Origin of the sequence: Bacteroides neonati (genome assembly GCF_000499785.1) — a bacterium.
GTDB classification, from domain to species: domain Bacteria; phylum Bacteroidota; class Bacteroidia; order Bacteroidales; family Bacteroidaceae; genus Bacteroides; species Bacteroides neonati.
In genome coordinates this window covers 144,340-162,610 of sequence record NZ_HG726027.1, presented here as the reverse complement: position 1 = coordinate 162,610, position 18,271 = coordinate 144,340, and the positions used below count along the sequence as shown (strand labels likewise).

Below are 18,271 nucleotides of genomic sequence, written 5' to 3'. Positions count from 1 at the left end.
ATGCCGCAATTCCTCCATTTAAGAGATATTGCGGCACGATGGCACTAATGCATTGATGCAAATATGAGGATTATTTTATTAAAAACAAAGAAAACGACAGTATTTTATTAATGGAAATACCAATCAAACTGCCCCCCAGTTGCCAATCTAAATTGCCCCCTATCAAATTTCTGTAAAAAGTTTCTTTTGTTTCTTTGCATTTCTTCTTTTAGCATTGCTGCCTTATGCGTGATTAACTAAATATATTTTCTATAAATATAGCGATTCTTTTTTACTTTTACTCTTTCTAAGTGATTCTCCGAAGAGTTCAACCCTCAGTGTTTGATGGACGATCCTGCCCAAAACCGCATCGGCTATTGTCTTTTCTCCTATTGTCTCATACCAGTCCTTGACTGGGATTTGAGATGCGATAATTGTGGTTTTTTTACCATGCCGGTCTTCTACACATCCAATAAGTTCATCCTGGCCTGTACATCAAATGGCTGTATGCCAAAATCGTCCAATATGAGCATATCCAGCCTTTCAATTTTCTTTAGTTCTTGCAGTATGGTTCCCTTTGCCTTGGCTATTTTAAGGCCTCCCAACAGTCTGCCCGTATTGGCGTACAGAACCTTATATCCTTTTTGGCAGGCTTAATACCCTAAAGCGGTAGCCAGATAACTCTTTCCAGTCCCGGTGCTTCCAGTGATGAACAGATCTTTATGTTCTGCCACAAAACTCAACTCTGCCAGGCGTTGCACCTGGTTTTTATCCAGTCCCCGCTCAATGGAGTAATCTATATCTTCCACTGAAGCCTTGTACCTAAATACCGCTCCTTTGACCGCTCTTTCGATGGTACGATTACGACGGTCATCCCACTCATTGGTAACTAGCCAAGAGGTAAATTGGTCAGTAGTCATACTCTGCCCATGAAGAGTCTCCAGACTGGTTTTAAATGCGTGATACATCCCTTGCAAACGCATCCGGGACATCTTTTCTAATCTTTCTTTGTTCATTTCCATAACAGTTTTCTTTTTAAAGTGATTGATTTACTTGTGGTTTATTGATAATATTCTTTCCCTCGTATATTCTCATGGCAAGGCAGAACCTTCTCTTGGACTGTTTCCGTTTCCAGAGACACTTCGTCCTGCCGATTATGAAGGATCTTCTCTATGGCAGGGTAATTGTATAGCCCATAACTATCTGCCCAACGACAGGCATTTATCAACCGCTGGTGGCCTACACGACGGGCGAAGCTCAAGATGCCTGAACACGACTTGTAACCTTGCTCGGGGTGAGTCTTCTCTTCCAGTACTCTTTTGATGTAAGCTCCCACGTCGGCATGGATAGCTAAGGCCTCGTTTATAAACTTCTCAGGATTCCAGTCGGTGACATACTGATGGCAGGAGGCCTGGTGGTCGCTATTGGTCGTATAACGATACCGAATCAGGCTACGGGTATGGCTAGCTATCTTCTCATAATGCAGATAGATGTCCACAACTGAGCTGGTATACTGCAAGACCACTTTCTTGCCGATGTGCGCACAGGGCACGCTGTAATAGTGGGCACCCTCACCCAGACGGACATGCCCGCTCTTCATCACAGTGACATTATACCGTTTTTTAAGCTCGTAGCGGATAGGATTAAGACGTCCCAGACAAGAGCGCTCGATCTCCTCAAACTGATCCCTGCGGCTATAATTACGCCCGGAGAAAGGAGTGTTGTTATGAATCTCCAAAGCCACACGGATGGCGGCGTTCAGCGAGGAAAGGTCATGGAAGACACGATCATCAAGTTTGGTGTAAATACTGCGGTAGATGAGCTTGACAGCCCCCTCAACCAGAGCTTTATCCTTAGGCTTATAGGCTCTAGCGGGAATCACAGTAAAACCATAATGCTCCGCAAATGAAGCGAAATCATCATTGATGATAGCTTCGTACCTGCTGGGAAGAATAGAGACGAAAACCTCAACAGGGATGATTTCACCGCTCTCTTGATCAACGATGGAGCGTTTATCTCCAGCAAAATCGATGTAAATCTTTTCACCGGCTTTGTGTTCCAAGTGCATCACAGGACGACTACGATCCAAATGACACTGAATATAAGTACCGAAGTGGCTGCGACCATAACCATCAGGATGAGTAGCCAAATACTCTTTATGAAGCAGCTGACAGGTAACGCTAACTTTTTGAAGGCGCTTGCAATAGCCGGGAAGCAACGCTTCCAAATCATCCCAACGCTGATTGGCAACGGCAGGCTTCTCATCAACCGAAAACAAGGCCGATAAAGCCGAGTCACTCAGCGACAACAACTCATCGTAACTCTGGTCCAGTTTTTGAACAAGCTGTAAATACTTCTTAACGGTGTTACGAGACATACTTAAAAGGCTACCAATAGATTTGGTTCCTTTTCCCTGAGCATAAAAACGCAAGACCTGACGAATCTTTTGCATACTGATTAAATGATTAGGCATAAGAATGATTATTTGTTTTTAACAAAGAAGATAATCATTTGAAAGAGAATAGGCAAGGATTGGAAACTATTTTACGGGGGCAATTTCAATTGGCACAAAGGGGTCAATTGAAATTGGTAAAGGGGGATCACTTTCGATTGGTGAAGAGGGGGCAAGTTGGGGCGGTTTTTCCACTTTATTCCGTTAAAGATAAAAAAATAATTCGAATCTATAAGACCCGAGTTATCATTTACACAATTTTATGGACAGAGCCACATAAAATGCAAAATACAGTCTCATAGACTATTATTGAACATCTTTTTTCTTTTCTCCAAAATTCATTTTTAATAAAAAGATGATTTATTGTCCACTTTTGGACATAATCACGAATCTAAAACATAACCTTCGCGTTATTTTCTTATCCAAGCTATATTCTACCATTATTAATAATTGGAGCTCTACTAGCTAGATGCTGCAAAACTAAGCCCACCCGGATAATATCATTTAATAATGACAGAAGGCATCCCATGTCAACCTATCAAAATAGAAAACACCTTTATCATCCCAGTAAAACAAGAAATAAGATTCTTTTTACATTCATATCATTTACCAATCAAGGAGGGTGAACTTTACGAATAAAGACGCACCCTCCTTGCAAACCAATCTAACCTAAAAAACCATTTCTATTTATTTTTTGCAAAGTTCGAATACAACCGAAATTCATGAGCAGGTATAGTGATACTCTCTCCTGTTTTGACTTGCGATCCGTCTCCAAGGTAATTATACCATATACCATCCGCCGGAGTAGTATAGTTGATAGCCGCAGTCGTAAAATTGCCAAACACACGAATCTCTTTTCCATCTACCGATTTCAACGTAAGCGTACGTCCGTTGTTCCAATCGTTCACTCCCACTTTCCAAGTCAATGAAGCACCGCTTGCAAAGAGTGATGGATAATCATTGCGCAAAGCAATCAGTTTCGTATACGTATCGACCAACACTTTATTCTGCGTTTGATACTCCCAATGCAGTGGTTTCTTACCGGTACGTCCATTCACATCGATAGATACGTCATAAGCCATTTCACCAAACTGCCAGATCATTTTAGGACCCGGAACGGTAAAGAAGAAAGCTGCATTGGTCGATAAACTCTTCAGACGATTGACTAGATTTGTTTTCAAGTCGCCATTACCGTAAGTTAGCACCTTGTATCCTACCCGTTCTTCATCGTGACTTTCCATATACCCCATATAGGCTCCGAACGTCATGGCATTGGTACCTGTATACAGCCTAGAGAAATCACTGTTTTCGGACCAGCTCATACCCGACTGGCAATACGCATTGTTCAGGTTACGCCATACTTTAATACCATCCAGCGAAAGTTCTTTTTCTTCCTTGTCGTCACAGAAGTGCTCCATAATAACGACAGCTTTATCATTCACGGCCTTTATCGCTGCATTGTAATCTTTCAGAATGGCAATACGGCTGGCATCATAAGCAGAAGCGGTAGACTCGGTACTACTCTTTTGTGTAAACCCTTTCGTGAGGTCGAAACGGAATCCATCGAGATGATATTCATCGAGAAGAAACTTCAGGTTGCGTTTCACAAACGTACGTACCAGTGGAGACTCATGGTTAAAATCATGGAATACACTATACGGATGAGGTGCATCTACATTGAACCACGGATTATTGGAAGCTGTTTTATTGACTTTGCTATCCCAATAAAGCTTGGCAAACGGATGGCTGCCGGTAGCGTGATTATAAACCACATCGAGTATCACGGCAATATCCTTGGCATGGCAAGCGTCAATAAAGTCTTTATACATTTTATCCGTACCATAGGCTTTGTCCATGGCAAAGAAGAAGCACGGATTATAGCCCCAACTATCGTTACCGTCAAACTCTTGCACAGGCATTAATTCAATGGCATTGATTCCAAGTGATTTTAAATAATCTAATTTACTCATCACTCCATTCAGGTCTCCTGTGTCGGTAAAGTCGCGAACCAACAGTTCATACACCACTAGGTTATCTTTATCTTTTACACTAAAATTATTCACCTTCCATGTATAAGAATCTTTTGCCGTTTTAAATACAGATACAATGCCAATTCCTCCTTGGGGATAATCTTTCTTATCAGGATAAGTAGAAGCAGCAATGAATTTATCATTATCCGGGTCGAGTATCTTATGGCAGTAGGCATCGGCCAGACGAATGGTTTCTCCGGCTTTGGTACCCACGTAGTACTGGAAAGCGTATTCTTTAGTAGGATCGAGCCCTTCTAACGTAATCCACCAGCATCCCGATGCATCATCACGAAACATCTGACTGCTCTTATCGTTGCTCAGTTTCCACTGATTGAAGTCGCCTACAACGTGAGCAAAGTCTTTGTGGGCACCGTTCTTATCTTTGTCATAAAGCACCAGCGTTACGGTCGAACTATTCACCACATTAATACCTGCCTCCACTCCGTTGGGCAGTGGAGCATTCTTAATCGCTGCCGGCACAAATCCGGTATACTTGCTATCGGTTACCGTTACAAACGAATCCTCCGTCAGTCCTTTTTTTGTTCCGTCGGCACTCCGAATTACAATCCCCAGTTTCTGAACGGATGTTTCGCCCGAAGCAAACCATTGACGAATAGAGGGAGACAATGTTATGCTCCATGTATTATCAGCTACTTTGGTCATTTTACATTTATCCAGATTCTGATCCCAGGCAGCCGGTACATACATCCATGTACCCTCGGCAATCACTCCCGTATGAATATATACATTGCCCGCATAGCCATACAGCGCAGACGATGAAGCTGCTTTAAAGGTTATGGTTAACTCTTTATCAGCATCAGGAGCCTCGGGCAAATAATTAAGCCCGTCTTTGATAACAACAACAGGTGGTTCGGGAATGGGTATTATCGGTTCATTTTTTGAGCAAGAGGCGAATAATACGGATGCAACAATCCCGATTAGAAATAGACTCTTTATTTTTTGCATAATCTTCAGTTTAAGTAAAAAAGTCACTTATATATGATAATAGAAGTGACTTTTTTATTAAAAAAACAATTTATTTTACTCTAAGCATAACTTAATTTTTCGTTAGCGTACAGTAGCTGCTTTCATCATTGGTCAGATAAAGTTTTACGGTATAATTTCCGGCTGCAGCTATTTGCAGATTGGTTCCATTGTTAAATGTCAACTTCTCTGCCGTACCTCCCATATTGATGCCCCAATCTTTGTTTGCACGGAATTTGAATTCTCCGGCCAAAAGATTGGTTGTTACACTCCAACAATTGGTCGTTTTATCGTATGACATCACAACATCGTTTGCTGGATCCCATCCGCCTACGGCAGCACCAATGATGCTCCATTCGGTCTTGGCTGCCTCGATTGCTTTGGTTCCCATGTTAGATTTCACATAATAGAAACCTTCGGCTACAGCCAAATTGCCACCATCATCAGTGATATTGTTTGTCAGGGTATTGAAATAGCTATATCCGTAATCAACACCTACGCCACCACTTGGCCAAGAAGGTTGTCCGGTTAGTTTAAAGCCACCATTCAAATAGAGGTGTCCCGTGTAAACCATATCCATATTGGCAGAGTATAGTTTAGGAGCTTTATCCGGTGCCCAACCTTGATGATTGCCCGGTACCCACAAATAAGGAGAAATTTCGCCCAAGGCTTCTACTTTATAAGTATACTCCATCATATTCAAGGTAATTCTTACCCAACCTGCAGCTTCAATTTGCATCGCTTGAGGATCGGCAGTAATCAATTTACCTTCTGCTGACGTATCACCATTGATAGCACAACCCAGTACACCATCTCCCCAAACATTAGAAGAGGTACCTGCATTCAGTGCATCGACGCGAGATTGGGGTATCACTTTCCAATAGCAAGCTGCCGGTACTTTCAATAATGCGGTGAAGATCGGATCATCGTAAACATCGTTACCACTGTGAACCAGCTTGATTAATTTAGATGCATCGGCATCTGCCCAACCATTCATGTTGCCAATCAGGTAATAAGCCGATTCGATCAATGGTGCTTTCGGTGTCACTGTGACATTCAAGTTGCTACTTTGTGCTTTAGAAACTTGTTCTTTTGGAGTGGCTACATAAGCATTCACACGTATAACCAGCGATCTGGCCTCCGGACGCTTTCCATATAGCGTTTCAACCACTTTTTGTAAATCGGCTTTTGCTATTTTCAAATTGCCGTTTGACAAAGTGGCGGGGCATTGAAGTTTTGCTGCAAAGTCGGCCGCTTTATCTATCTGGATATCGTAGGTAACTGTTGTCTCCGCATCATTCGACAGCTTCGTCTGTTTGGCAAGTTCAATCGAGTCTGCACTGATAGTAGCCAAATCAAAAGAAGTGCTTGTATTGGCTACTTCGAACAGCAAACTTTTGGCATCTTCAGGTTCGTTGGTCTGTGGTGCAGCCCAGTCTTCAAAATTCTCATTACAAGCAGTAAATGCTGCGATTGTAAAAAGAGAGATGAAATATAATGATAGTTTTTTCATTGTCATTCTTTTTATTAGATTTATCCTATAATTATTCTACACGACCGGCTCCTTTGGAGAAGTCCAGATAGACTTTCTTACCAGCCTCTGCCTGAACACGATCCTGGTCATCGCCATTGGCACGATACTCTATTTGACCACCGAAGAAGATGAATTCTGTATGCCACCATTCATGTTTAGGCAATACAACACAAAGTCTCAACTCTCCACTGGCGGTGAGTGCCGGTGATACGAATTCGCCATCAGCAGTTGTAGGAGTCGTAAATTTCAGTCCATCAGCTCCCCATTTATCACCTACAGTCGGTCCGCAAACATACACAGTTGGTTCAAGAAAATCGACAGCATAAGTATAACTACGGCCTGCAATGGTTGTTTTAACAGCCACAATGTACCAGCCCGGGTTCGATATCTTTATGTTTCCGCCGTTATCTCCGATGCCTGCATTGGCTTTATCATTAATAACCGTGTTGGTAAATCCAAATTCAGTACCATCCCAAGCTTTTGACATATTGAACTTAATCTCATCGTTTGCAGCAAAGTATTTCATAATCCAGAACTCTCCCGAAGCTTTAGGATAAACTGAAACCATTGGATAAGCCTTCGCCCAATCCCATCCGCAAATACTTCCTGTCATGTACATCTTATCAGGCATTACCATCGGATCAAGTGCAAAATAGCTCAATACTTTAGGCAATTCAATTACATTGGAATAAATAGGCTTCATGCCACCGTTTACCGAAGCATGCAAACGAACATACACTTTAATAGGATCTTTATAGAACTTATCCTCTTCTGTGATTCCGGATAGATTGACAATAGCTACTGCCAACTCCTGAGCATCTACATTCATTCTTGCAGTAGTGTGTACTGTCGGTAGAGATTGATAGGTAGCCGGGGTGTTTTTATCAGCAGCTTCTTTAAACTCTCCGGTCAAAGATACCTGAACCGTGTAATCGGTAGATGCTGTAAAGCCATAATCGGGTTGAGAGCAAGCAAACTCTAGGGTTTTGGAGTGCTTCAAATCATATACAGTAGAAGCATAGGCCGGTGTATTTAGCGTAAAGGTAGTAGGATCTAGTAATACCGGATTGCTGTCTCTATCCGACTCGCAGGAGCAGAGGCCCAAAGCTCCCAACATCATCCATACCATTATATTTAATTTTTTCATCTTAATCTTGTTTTAATGATTATATATCTTTCGAATCAATATCCGGTATTTTGAATCAGCTTCGTATTGGCTGTGAGTTGACTAATTGGAATAGGCAACAGTTTCAAATAATCGGGAAGTGAAGTACCTTCGGCAACTCCGCCTTTCCAATCCCAGATGTAGTCGGAAGTAAATTTATTGAAACGGATCAAGTCTACACGACGTTGTGCTTCAAAGTAGAACTCACGCGATTTCTCATCCAGAATAAAGTTCAATGTCAAGTCAGATTCACCGATAGTGGTGGCCTTGGCACGATTGCGCAATTCGTTGATAGCATTCACTGCTTCTGCTTTGCTACCACCGGCTCTCAATGTAGCCTCAGCAAATGTCAGATTGGCTTCAGCCAAACGGAACAAGGGGAAATCCATATCAGGGAACTGCTTGTTAGGGTCGCTACCGATTTTACCGTCTTTGGTCAAATTCTTGAACTTAGCAACGGTATATCCCTGAGTGAACTCACTTGGTTTCTCGATAGCCAACGTACGATCTTTTGTCCAGAACATAGCTCGCTGATCTTTTACATTGGTCAGATTTCCATCGTTTGCAAATTTCTTAACCAACGCTACTCGGGCTCTGTTTCCACCCCAACCCTCTTTTGTTCCGAAGTTGGCTTCCAAATCCATATCACCTGAGATAAAGCTACATACAAAGAACATTCCGCTCCATGAGCGAGCATAAACACCGTCAAAACAGATCGGCATAATCATCTCTTGTGAGTTGTTGTTGTCGGCTCTGAACATATCGCCATATACAGGCTCCAATGTATAACCGGCTGTCATTACCTTCTTTGCATACGTAGCAGCATCAGCCCATCTGGCAGTTCCTGTATAAACTTCTGCATTCAGATACAAGCGGGAAAGCAACATCCAAACAGCAGCCTGGTCGGCACGTCCGTATTCATTGCTCCGGGGTGCTTTCAGTGCAGGTTCTATCTCTTTCAACTCTTTTTCTACATAAGCGAACAAGTCGGGACGAGTGATTCTTTCGGGCACATAGGCACCAATACCTGTTACTTCATCTACAAAGGGTACGTTTCCATACAAATCGACCAGATAGTAATAATCTAAGGCGCGGATGAAACGAACCTCGGCACGCTGCAAAGCAGTCTTCTCATCCGAAAGTCCGGCAGTTTGTATCAAGAAGTTGTTGCACTGGGCAATCTGAATATACAAACGGTTGAACATATTCAGTACTACACCATTGGATGGAGTAAACTTGGTAGAGTTCAACGGAAACACATCCGTATCTCCCGTCCAGGCACAAATGGCTTCATCGGTAGTCAATTCATTTATATTGAACATCATACGCATTAAACCGGAAGCACCTTCGTCGGTATCGGCAATATCGGGCTGACCGGCAGGGCCTTGATTACCGGTAATGGCCAATCCGGCATAGATTTTAGCAAAATTAGCGTCTTGATTGAAGACCACATCCAGGTTGGGATCGATTGGCGACACATCAAGGTCTCCAATACATGATGTGAAATTCATCATCAAAGCCAGAGACAAAGCTGGAATTATATGTTTAAATATCTTAGTATTCATAGTGGTTATTATTTAAAAGTTTAGACTTAATCCGAAAATACCTACGAACGGACGGGGGTATACGTTTTTATCAATACCCGAAGTCTTATCTGCTGCATTTGAAACTTCAGGATCCAATCCGTCGTATTTGGTAATTACGAATGGATTTTGAACTGTACCGTAAACACGACCGTTCAAACACTTAAATAAGTTCTTGAAAGAATAACCCAACGTAATGTTATCGCAACGCAGGAAAGATGCGTTCTGTACATAATAATCAGACAGCACATTTAAGTTCTGGAAATTTGTATCAAAGGCAGAGAAAGGTCTGTTTGACAAGTAGCCTTTGTTGTTAATCCAACCTTCGCTAAGAGGTGCATTGAAAGATGCCACATTATTATATACGTAATTATTCAAGTTGGCTCTCAAAGAGAAGCTGAAGTCCCAACTCTTATAAATCAGTTTAGAGGTGAAGCCCATGGTTACATCGGCTGCCGGTTTTTTGTAGAAATACTTATCGCTTTCGTTTACCTGACCATCGCCATTGCGGTCTACATACAAGCCTTCAATCGGTTTGCCGGCTTCGTCATACACTTGTTGGTATACATAGAATGAATTGATCGGATTGCCCACTCCCTGTGCTTGTACCATCGTACCTGTACCACCATCTACATAGCCGGTAGGAACGATTGTTGCCGCATTGTCCTGAGCAGTAAGTTGTGTAATCTCTGTATTGTTCCAAGCTACATTGAATCCTAAATCCCACATCCAGTCTCTGGTTGAGATGGGTTTTGCATTGATCGAGAACTCAAGACCTTTATTTTTCAACGAACCGATATTACTTACAATACGATTTTTGAAGTTTGTACCGGCCGGTACGTCAATCACATTGATCAAATCTTTCGTTTCACGATAGTAATAATCAACAGCAGCAGTGATGCGGTTATTGATAAATCCGAAATCCAATCCGGCATTCCATGTGGTGGTTTCTTCCCATTTCAAATCGGGATTAAATCCATTGGGACGAGAAATAGCGATCTGTTTATCCGTACCAAATTGATAGTAAGCACCGTCTTGTCCGGCAAAATAGGTAGGCATATAAGGATAATCACCCTGCTGAAGATCTTGCTGACCGGTAATACCGTATCCTAAACGCAATTTTAAGTCAGAAACAGCATCTACGTCTTTCAAGAAAGCCTCTTCTTTTACTCTCCAGCCCAAAGCTACCGATGGGAAAAGTCCCCAACGATGATTCTTAGCAAAACGCGATGTACCATCGTCACGTAAGGTAGCTGTTATCAAGTATTTGTTCATAAATGAATAGTTCAGACGTCCGAAGAAAGAAACCAAATAACTTTCTGTCTTAAAGATGTAAGAAGTTGGGTTTGAATTATCAAGATTATTATAAGCATTCTCTACCGAACGGTGAAAATGTTGCCAAGAGTAACCAGCCATTGCATCAAAATGATGCTTTTCATTAAAATCTTTTGAATATTGAAGATAGAAGTCCAACAAAAGATTGTATTTATCGATTGTTTCGGAACCTGTTTTTCCATTTTCAATATAACCGATAGGAGATTCTTTGGGATAATAAAGATCCTGCGTTCCGGAAGCCAAATCCATACCCAGATTCAGATTAGCTTTCAAATCGGGAAGGAAATGAAATTTATAATCGAACTGAGCGTTCGCCACTAAGTTCTTAGAGTTTGCCGTTTCCTTTTTCTGCTCGAGCATAGATACCGGATTCTTTGAGGCAATTGAAATAAACTCACCCGAAATTGGATTTTCCCATGCAAAATAGCCACCATATTTAGGATTGCCGTTCATAACCACCTGAGTCGGATCGAATGCAAGCGCAGCACCTACCGCACCTGTATCGGCAAAGCGGCTGTTGGCAATCATCCCCTTAGCATTCAAGTTAATATTCAAGTGTTTATCGAAAAGGCTTGGGTTTAAGCTAAACGAACCGGTATATCTTTCGAAGTTGGATGTTTTAAGGATACCGTTCTGATTGGTATAACCCAATGATACACGATAAGGCATATTTTTCAAACCTCCCGAAACGGTTACGTTATGGTCTGTTCCGAAAGCCGTTCTGAAAATCTCTTTTTGCCAATCGGTATTAGCATTTCCCAATAGTTTGGCAGCCCCCGAATCGGCACCGAAAGTTCCAATTACGAAATCACGGTATTGATCGGCACTCATTACTTTGATCTCATTGATTTTAGCACTAATCGATGCATTGCCATCATACGTAATACGGGGACGAGAGTTTGCCTCTCCTTTTTTCGTAGTGATGATGATAACACCGTTTGATGCACGAGAACCATAAATAGCAGTAGCCGAAGCATCTTTCAACACCGTAAATGTTTCAATATCGTTGGGGTTGATGGAGCTTAACGGATTGGATACGCCTTTGATTCCGTCATTATCAATAGGAAGTCCATCAATAACAATCAACGGATTATTGCTGGCAGATAGAGAAGAACCACCACGTACACGAATCGTAGCACCACCACCGGGAGCACCACCATCCGAGGTAACATTGACACCGGCAATCTTGCCTGTGATCATATCTGTTGCAGTCGTTGTTAAACCACGGTTCAGCTTATCGGGCTTAATAGCCGTTACCGAACCGGTTAGGTCATTCTTCTTCACTGTACCGTAACCGATAACCACGACGGCTTCAAGCACCTGTGCATCATCCTGCAAGGTAACCACCACCGAAGGAGCTGCTGCCACCTCGGCCGTTTTATATCCAACAAAAGTTACTGTAATGATTGCACCTTTAGGAGCATTCAACGTGAAATTACCATCTAAATCGGTAATTGTACCGTTCGTAGTACCTTTAACCAAGACATTTGCACCAATGACAGGTTCACCTGCTGCATCTTTCACATATCCCTTTACAGAGATCTGCTGTGCAAAAGCGCTTAATGACAAGAGTAGCCCAAATAACAAGGGCAGAATCATTCGATAGATTCTTAGATTAACTTGCTTCATGCATTTTAAAAATTAAAGTTAACAATATAAATTAATATGATTTTCTAAGGTTATCGCAAGAATAATAGATCTTACGCCAAGTATCTTTCTTACGACGAAACAAAAATATACTTATCGGTATGAATAAACATAAAAAAAAAGAAAAATTCACTCTTACACCTACGCAATCGTTTGCACCCCCCGATGTAATAAAATAGATGCGCCTACATGAACATTTCTTATATAAGTGCAATCGTTTGCACAGCCTATCTACCAGAAACGTAACACTCGATCTATAGAATGCTATGGATTACACTATTTTTGCATATAGAAACAAAACTTGGATACTATATGTTTTGTCTTTTTATCGATTTATTTTACCTTTGACTGAAACTAATATTGTGTTATGAATAAACCACAAATCACCATTAAGGATATTGCTCGCGAATTGGGAGTGTCTCCCTCTACCGTATCCAGAGCGCTGAAAGATAATCCGGACATTAGTTTGGAAACGCGAGAGATGATTCATAAGTACGCACGCGAACATAACTATAAACCCAATGCATTAGCTTTGAACCTACGCACAAGCCGTTCCAACACGATTGGGGTCATTATTCCTCAGTTAGTGCATCACTTCTTTTCGTGCGTATTGAGTGGCATCGAAGAGACAGCTGCCAAAGCCGGATACAACATTTTGGTAGCACAAAGCAATGAGAAGTACGAGCAAGAGGTGAAGATTGTTTACTCCTTTTTAGGAGCTCGAGTTTGCGGAGTTATTACTTCACTTGCCAAAGACACGGCACAATACGACCATTATCAGGAGTTACTTGATAACAATATTCCCATTGTGTTTTACGACCGTATCTGTACGGGTATCAATACCGAACGGGTAGTAGTCGATGATTATGCCGGAGCATTTGCCGCTGTTGAGTATATGATACAGACCGGATGTAAACGTATCTTCTTTTACAGTGCCGACCCACATCTGGAGATTACGAAAAACCGGAGAAACGGATACCTCGATGCCATGAAGAAATACAAAATTCCGGTAGACAATAGCATGATTAAATTTTGTGATAGCCGCGAGCAAGCCATTGCCATCACTCCCGACCTGTTGGAGCAACCCAACAGACCGGACGGGTTCTTTGCCATCAATGACGAAACAGCTTCAGGCATTCTGTACTCATGTAAACTAATAGGACTGAGGGTGCCCGACGAGGTATCCATCTGCGGATTCACAGATGGGGCCATCGCACAAAGTACCGATCCCAAACTAACCACCGTCGAGCAACATGGCGAAGAGGTAGGCAAAAGTGCCATCACCTTGTTGATAGACAAAATAGAAGGCAATAGCGAGATGAAAAGTTCAAATAAAATAGTACGAACCAACCTGGTTGTGCGTGGCACGACCAAATAGCCTACCGACTATAAAATAATTAACTCAAGTTTCGGATTTAGGCTGACATCCTAATTCTAGACATAAAAAAAGCTTTGAGACTTTCCGTAAATCTCGGAAATTTAGTAAATTAGCAGTGACCAAACAACTAATTAACCATTCTCAAAGCCATGAGCAAAATTACTAAAATTCCGTCAGAAATCCGCAATATTTTGAGTGAAAAACGCCGTTGCTCTGTGATGGACTCATTTTCAGGACTGTTAGAGTCTCTTCATCTTGACAGCCGTTGTCTTGGAGGGAACAAACGTGAAAACTGTCAGTTGACCAATCTTCAGCTGTTTCAGATTCTTGTCCTGATGCCGTTTTTCGCCATAAAAGGTTTTTCCCATTATCCTGATTCGGCTTTAAGTCGAATGTTCGGCGGCAAGAAGGATGTCTTGTATTCGTTTATGTCACATGATAATATCAACTGGCGCAATCTGATATACCGCATTGTTGTCAAGCTGATAGCCAAAGTGACTAACCGTCAGGATTTCAAGAAGAGTCATCTTCCTGTAGTACTCATCGCTGATGACTCTGACTTGCCTAAAACCGGAATGCGTATGGAGTCTATCGGCAAGATATTCTCACATGTTCATCAGAAATGTATTCTTGGGTATAAAGCGCTTATGCTGTGCTGGAGTGACGGGCGCACCCAGTTTATGCTTGACTCATCTCTGCATGGAGAGAAAGGCAAGGTAGAGGGTAAGGAACAGGGGTTAAGCGCAAAGCAACGACAGAACCGTTATAATAGGAAACGAGATGAGAACTCCCATGTGGCCAAACGTAAAGAGGAATATTTCATGAGTAAGGGAAAGAAACTCATTGAAATGGTCAGACGCGCCATCAAAGCAAAGATTCCTTTTGAATATCTGCTTGTTGACAGTTGGTTCACTTGTTCCGGGCTTGTCGATTTCGTATACAACAGTCATAAGAAGTTTCACTTGTTAGGGATGGCAAAGATGGGTAATACCAAATATCTCACCAAAAAGTGGGGTGAACTGACGGCAAAAGCCATAATCAGTAAGCTGCTGGGCTCTAAATCTGTGATATACAGTAGACGGTACCGTTGCCACTATGCGTCGGTGGACGTGATGCTCGGTGGGCGCAAGGTGCGGCTGTTCTTCTGTCGCAGAGGAAAGAGAGAGGGATGGAAAATATTGCTGACAACCAATGTAAAACTTGATTTCTTGCGGGCATATGAAATCTATGCAATGCGTTGGGCTATTGAGGTTTTCTTTGCCGATAGCAAGCGATTGCTTAATCTTGCAGGATGCTCGGCAAGAGACTTTTCCTCGCAGATAGCGCACGTATCACTGGTTATGATACGCTACAATTTGCTTGCCTCGGTAAAAAGGAGTCTGGACTACGAAACAATCGGTGGGTTGTTCAACGATATTTTTGCCGGAGTACACGAACTGACTGTTATGGAGAAGATATGGGCAATCATATTAGAAGTAGTGGCAGTCGTGGCTGAACTCACAGGGGCTGATGAAGAGCAACTGATGATACAGATCATAGAAAATGACAGACGACTTGCAGCACTCCGAGCGTACGCTCAAACGGCTTGATTTCTAAATCCGAAACTTGAGTAATTAAAAATCATATTTTCAACCCTTTATCTATCATGAAAGTAAAACCCGATTTAAGTTTTTGGAAGCTCTGGAACATTAGTTTCGGTTTTTTCGGTGTGCAGATAGCCTACGCACTACAAAACTCCAACATCAGCCGTATCTTTGCTACACTTGGAGCCGACCCACATAGTCTGAGTTATTTCTGGATACTTCCACCACTGGCAGGTATCCTTGTACAACCCATTATAGGATCGGCCAGCGACCGAACCTGGACACGTTTTGGCCGACGGATTCCTTATCTTTTTGTGGGCTCGATCGTAGCCGTTATCGTGATGTGCCTGCTGCCCAATGCCGGAAGCTTTGGCATGATGGTAAGCACAGCCATGGTTTTTGGTGTGCTCTCATTAATGTTTCTCGATACCTCGGTCAATATGGCCATGCAGCCATTTAAAATGTTGGTAGGCGATATGGTCAACGAAAAACAGAAGGGACTCGCCTACTCTATCCAAAGCTTCCTTTGCAATGCAGGCAGCTTGGTGGGCTATCTGTTTCCATTCATTTTCACTTGGGTCGGTATTAGCAATACGGCCGATAAGGGTACAGTGCCCGATTCGGTAATCTACTCATTCTATATCGGGGCAGCGGTATTGATTGCTTGTGCGGTTTACACCAGCGTCAAAGTAAAAGAGATGCCGCCTAAAGAATTTGAAGAGTTTCACGGAATTACCGCAGATGAAAAGAAAGAAAAGGCCGACTTCTTCTCACTGCTGAAACATGCACCCAAAGTATTTTGGACGGTAGGCTTGGTACAGTTATTCTGTTGGGCAGCCTTTATGTATATGTGGACTTATACCACCGGAGCCATTGCCGATACGGTATGGCATACCACCGATGTTCAGTCGGCCGGATACCAAGAGGCCGGCAATTGGGTCGGTATTTTATTTGCCGTACAAGCCATCGGTTCGGTTCTATGGGCCATTGTTCTGCCCATGTTCAGTGCACGCAAGTTGGCCTATTCCTTAAGTTTGGTTTTGGGAGGTATCGGTTTTCTTTCCATCTCTTTCTTTGACGATGCTTACCTGCTGTTCATCTCCTACTTCCTCATCGGCTGCGCGTGGTCGGCAGTGCTGGCAATGCCCTTCACCATCTTAACCAACTCTGTTTCGGGCAAGAACATGGGTGCCTATCTCGGCTTATTCAATGGTACCATCTGTATCCCGCAAATTCTGGCAGCAGTTATTGGCGGTGGCTTGCTACACCTGGTAGGCGGGCAACAAGTACATATGCTAACCCTGGCCGGTGTACTTCTTTTGGCAGGTGCACTTTGTGTCTATTTTATTAAAGAAACAGTAGCACATACAAAGCCCTGATAGAGCAGGAAATTCTGTATTATTATCATTGATTAAAAAAGTACGTACTCCTTGCTGCATTAATATACTAGTTAACAGTGAGTTAAATACGTACTCTTGGCATAGAAGAATACGTATTCTTTTAACAACTGATAATCAAACAGTTAAACAAAATCTATTGTAACGATATGACTTGTATTATTTGTAATTCATTCTGATTATGGAAGATATAGTAAACGGACGCTGCGGTTGGTGCGGAACTGACGAGTTGTATGTGCAATACCACGATAATGAGTGGGGAAAGTTAGTAACCGATGACCAAACACTCTTTGAGTTTCTTGTATTGGAGAGTGCCCAAGCCGGATTGAGTTGGATAACTATTCTCAGAAAGCGTGAGGGATATCGCAAAGCATTTTATAATTTCGATGCCGAACGAGTGGCACAAATGACTGATGAAGATGTTGAGCGACTGATGTTATTCGACGGGATTGTGAAGAACCGCCTGAAAATCAAATCGACAATCACGAACGCTAAATTATTTCTCGCCATACAAAAGGAGTTTGGTAGTTTTTATAACTACACGCTTTCGTTTTTCCCCGACGGGAAACCGATTATCAACAACGCCCGGTCATTGCAGGATGTTCGGGCATCTTCCGCCGAGTCCGATGCGATGAGCAAGGATATGAAAAAGCGAGGCTTCAAATTCTTCGGAACAACCATTTGTTATGCCCATTTGCAGGCTGCGGGCTTTATCAACGATCACCTGATGGGCTGCATTTGTCGAAAAAATAAATTCAACAAATAGGCTGTTTAACGGGGCATTACATCATTTGCTCGTGTATACGTTAAAAAAGGGATCAGGGTCAACGCATTTAAAAGTAAAAAATATATTGGTTATCAACAATTTTCCGTTCGCTGTGTTTATAACTTGTTTTGTGTAAGATGTTTAGTAGGTATACCTTTGTGGTCAAAAATGTAGATACTAATTGAAAGGTGCGCCAGTCTTCCAATTGAAAAGTGCGCCACCATGTTACTCTTCAATCACCTATCACTCAGAGCAGGGAAAAAGGCTACAATCATTACCACAAACCTTGCATTTAACAGGTGGAATGAAATTATTAAAGACAAAGTACTGGTGGCGGCAATGGTAGATAGGTTAACTCATAAAGCATACCTGATAAACATGAGTGGACAGTCCTACAGATTAAAAGAAACGCAGAAAATGAGGGAGAAATAAAACAAA

At 42.3% G+C, this 18,271-nt stretch carries 11 protein-coding genes and 1 pseudogene; 5 read left to right on the top strand and 7 right to left on the bottom strand.

Annotation, left to right across the window (positions count from 1 at the left end; genetic code table 11):
- Positions 1 to 249: 249 nt before the first annotated feature.
- From istB to TY03_RS19200, 7 genes and pseudogenes are all read right to left on the bottom strand, one after another.
- A pseudogene (gene istB / locus TY03_RS19235) lies at positions 250 to 947 on the bottom strand (IS21-like element helper ATPase IstB).
- A 92-nt stretch (positions 948 to 1,039) separates the two neighbouring features.
- The gene (locus tag TY03_RS19230) at positions 1,040 to 2,452 is read right to left on the bottom strand and encodes a Mu transposase domain-containing protein (RefSeq protein WP_042372952.1); all 1,413 of its coding nucleotides are present in this window, start codon (positions 2,450 to 2,452) and stop codon (positions 1,040 to 1,042) included.
- Between the two features lie 662 nt (positions 2,453 to 3,114).
- Positions 3,115 to 5,427, bottom strand: a complete 2,313-nt coding sequence (locus TY03_RS19220) for an alpha-amylase family glycosyl hydrolase (protein WP_042372948.1) — start codon at positions 5,425 to 5,427, stop codon at positions 3,115 to 3,117.
- 91 nt (positions 5,428 to 5,518) lie between these two features.
- The gene (locus TY03_RS19215; RefSeq protein ID WP_042372946.1) at positions 5,519 to 6,958 is read right to left on the bottom strand and encodes an Outer membrane protein SusF domain-containing protein; all 1,440 of its coding nucleotides are present in this window, start codon (positions 6,956 to 6,958) and stop codon (positions 5,519 to 5,521) included.
- Between the two features lie 31 nt (positions 6,959 to 6,989).
- Positions 6,990 to 8,126 (bottom strand): SusF/SusE family outer membrane protein, encoded by a 1,137-nt coding sequence (locus TY03_RS19210; protein WP_042372944.1) that lies wholly within the window; start codon positions 8,124 to 8,126, stop codon positions 6,990 to 6,992.
- A 35-nt stretch (positions 8,127 to 8,161) separates the two neighbouring features.
- Positions 8,162 to 9,709 carry a RagB/SusD family nutrient uptake outer membrane protein gene (locus tag TY03_RS19205; protein ID WP_042372942.1) on the bottom strand — a complete coding sequence of 516 codons (1,548 nt, stop codon included), beginning with the start codon at positions 9,707 to 9,709 and terminating at the stop codon, positions 8,162 to 8,164.
- A gap of 12 nt (positions 9,710 to 9,721) precedes the next feature.
- Complete coding sequence (locus TY03_RS19200) at positions 9,722 to 12,691, bottom strand: SusC/RagA family TonB-linked outer membrane protein (protein ID WP_042372940.1); 2,970 nt, start codon at positions 12,689 to 12,691, stop codon at positions 9,722 to 9,724.
- A gap of 385 nt (positions 12,692 to 13,076) precedes the next feature.
- Between TY03_RS19200 and TY03_RS19195 the strand changes: the two genes are divergently transcribed.
- From TY03_RS19195 to TY03_RS19175, 5 genes are all read left to right on the top strand, one after another.
- A complete protein-coding gene (locus TY03_RS19195; RefSeq protein WP_042372938.1) occupies positions 13,077 to 14,087 on the top strand; it encodes a LacI family DNA-binding transcriptional regulator in 1,011 nt (336 codons plus the stop codon).
- Between the two features lie 149 nt (positions 14,088 to 14,236).
- Positions 14,237 to 15,676: an IS4 family transposase gene (locus tag TY03_RS19190; RefSeq protein WP_042366734.1), complete on the top strand. Its 1,440-nt coding sequence runs from the start codon at positions 14,237 to 14,239 to the stop codon at positions 15,674 to 15,676.
- A gap of 56 nt (positions 15,677 to 15,732) precedes the next feature.
- Positions 15,733 to 17,049 (top strand): SLC45 family MFS transporter, encoded by a 1,317-nt coding sequence (locus TY03_RS19185; RefSeq protein ID WP_042372936.1) that lies wholly within the window; start codon positions 15,733 to 15,735, stop codon positions 17,047 to 17,049.
- Positions 17,050 to 17,248: 199 nt separating this feature from the next.
- Complete coding sequence (locus TY03_RS19180) at positions 17,249 to 17,833, top strand: DNA-3-methyladenine glycosylase I (RefSeq protein WP_042372934.1); 585 nt, start codon at positions 17,249 to 17,251, stop codon at positions 17,831 to 17,833.
- Positions 17,834 to 18,007: 174 nt separating this feature from the next.
- Positions 18,008 to 18,265 (top strand): ATP-binding protein, encoded by a 258-nt coding sequence (locus TY03_RS19175; RefSeq protein WP_262482541.1) that lies wholly within the window; start codon positions 18,008 to 18,010, stop codon positions 18,263 to 18,265.
- The last annotated feature ends 6 nt before the right edge of the window (positions 18,266 to 18,271 follow it).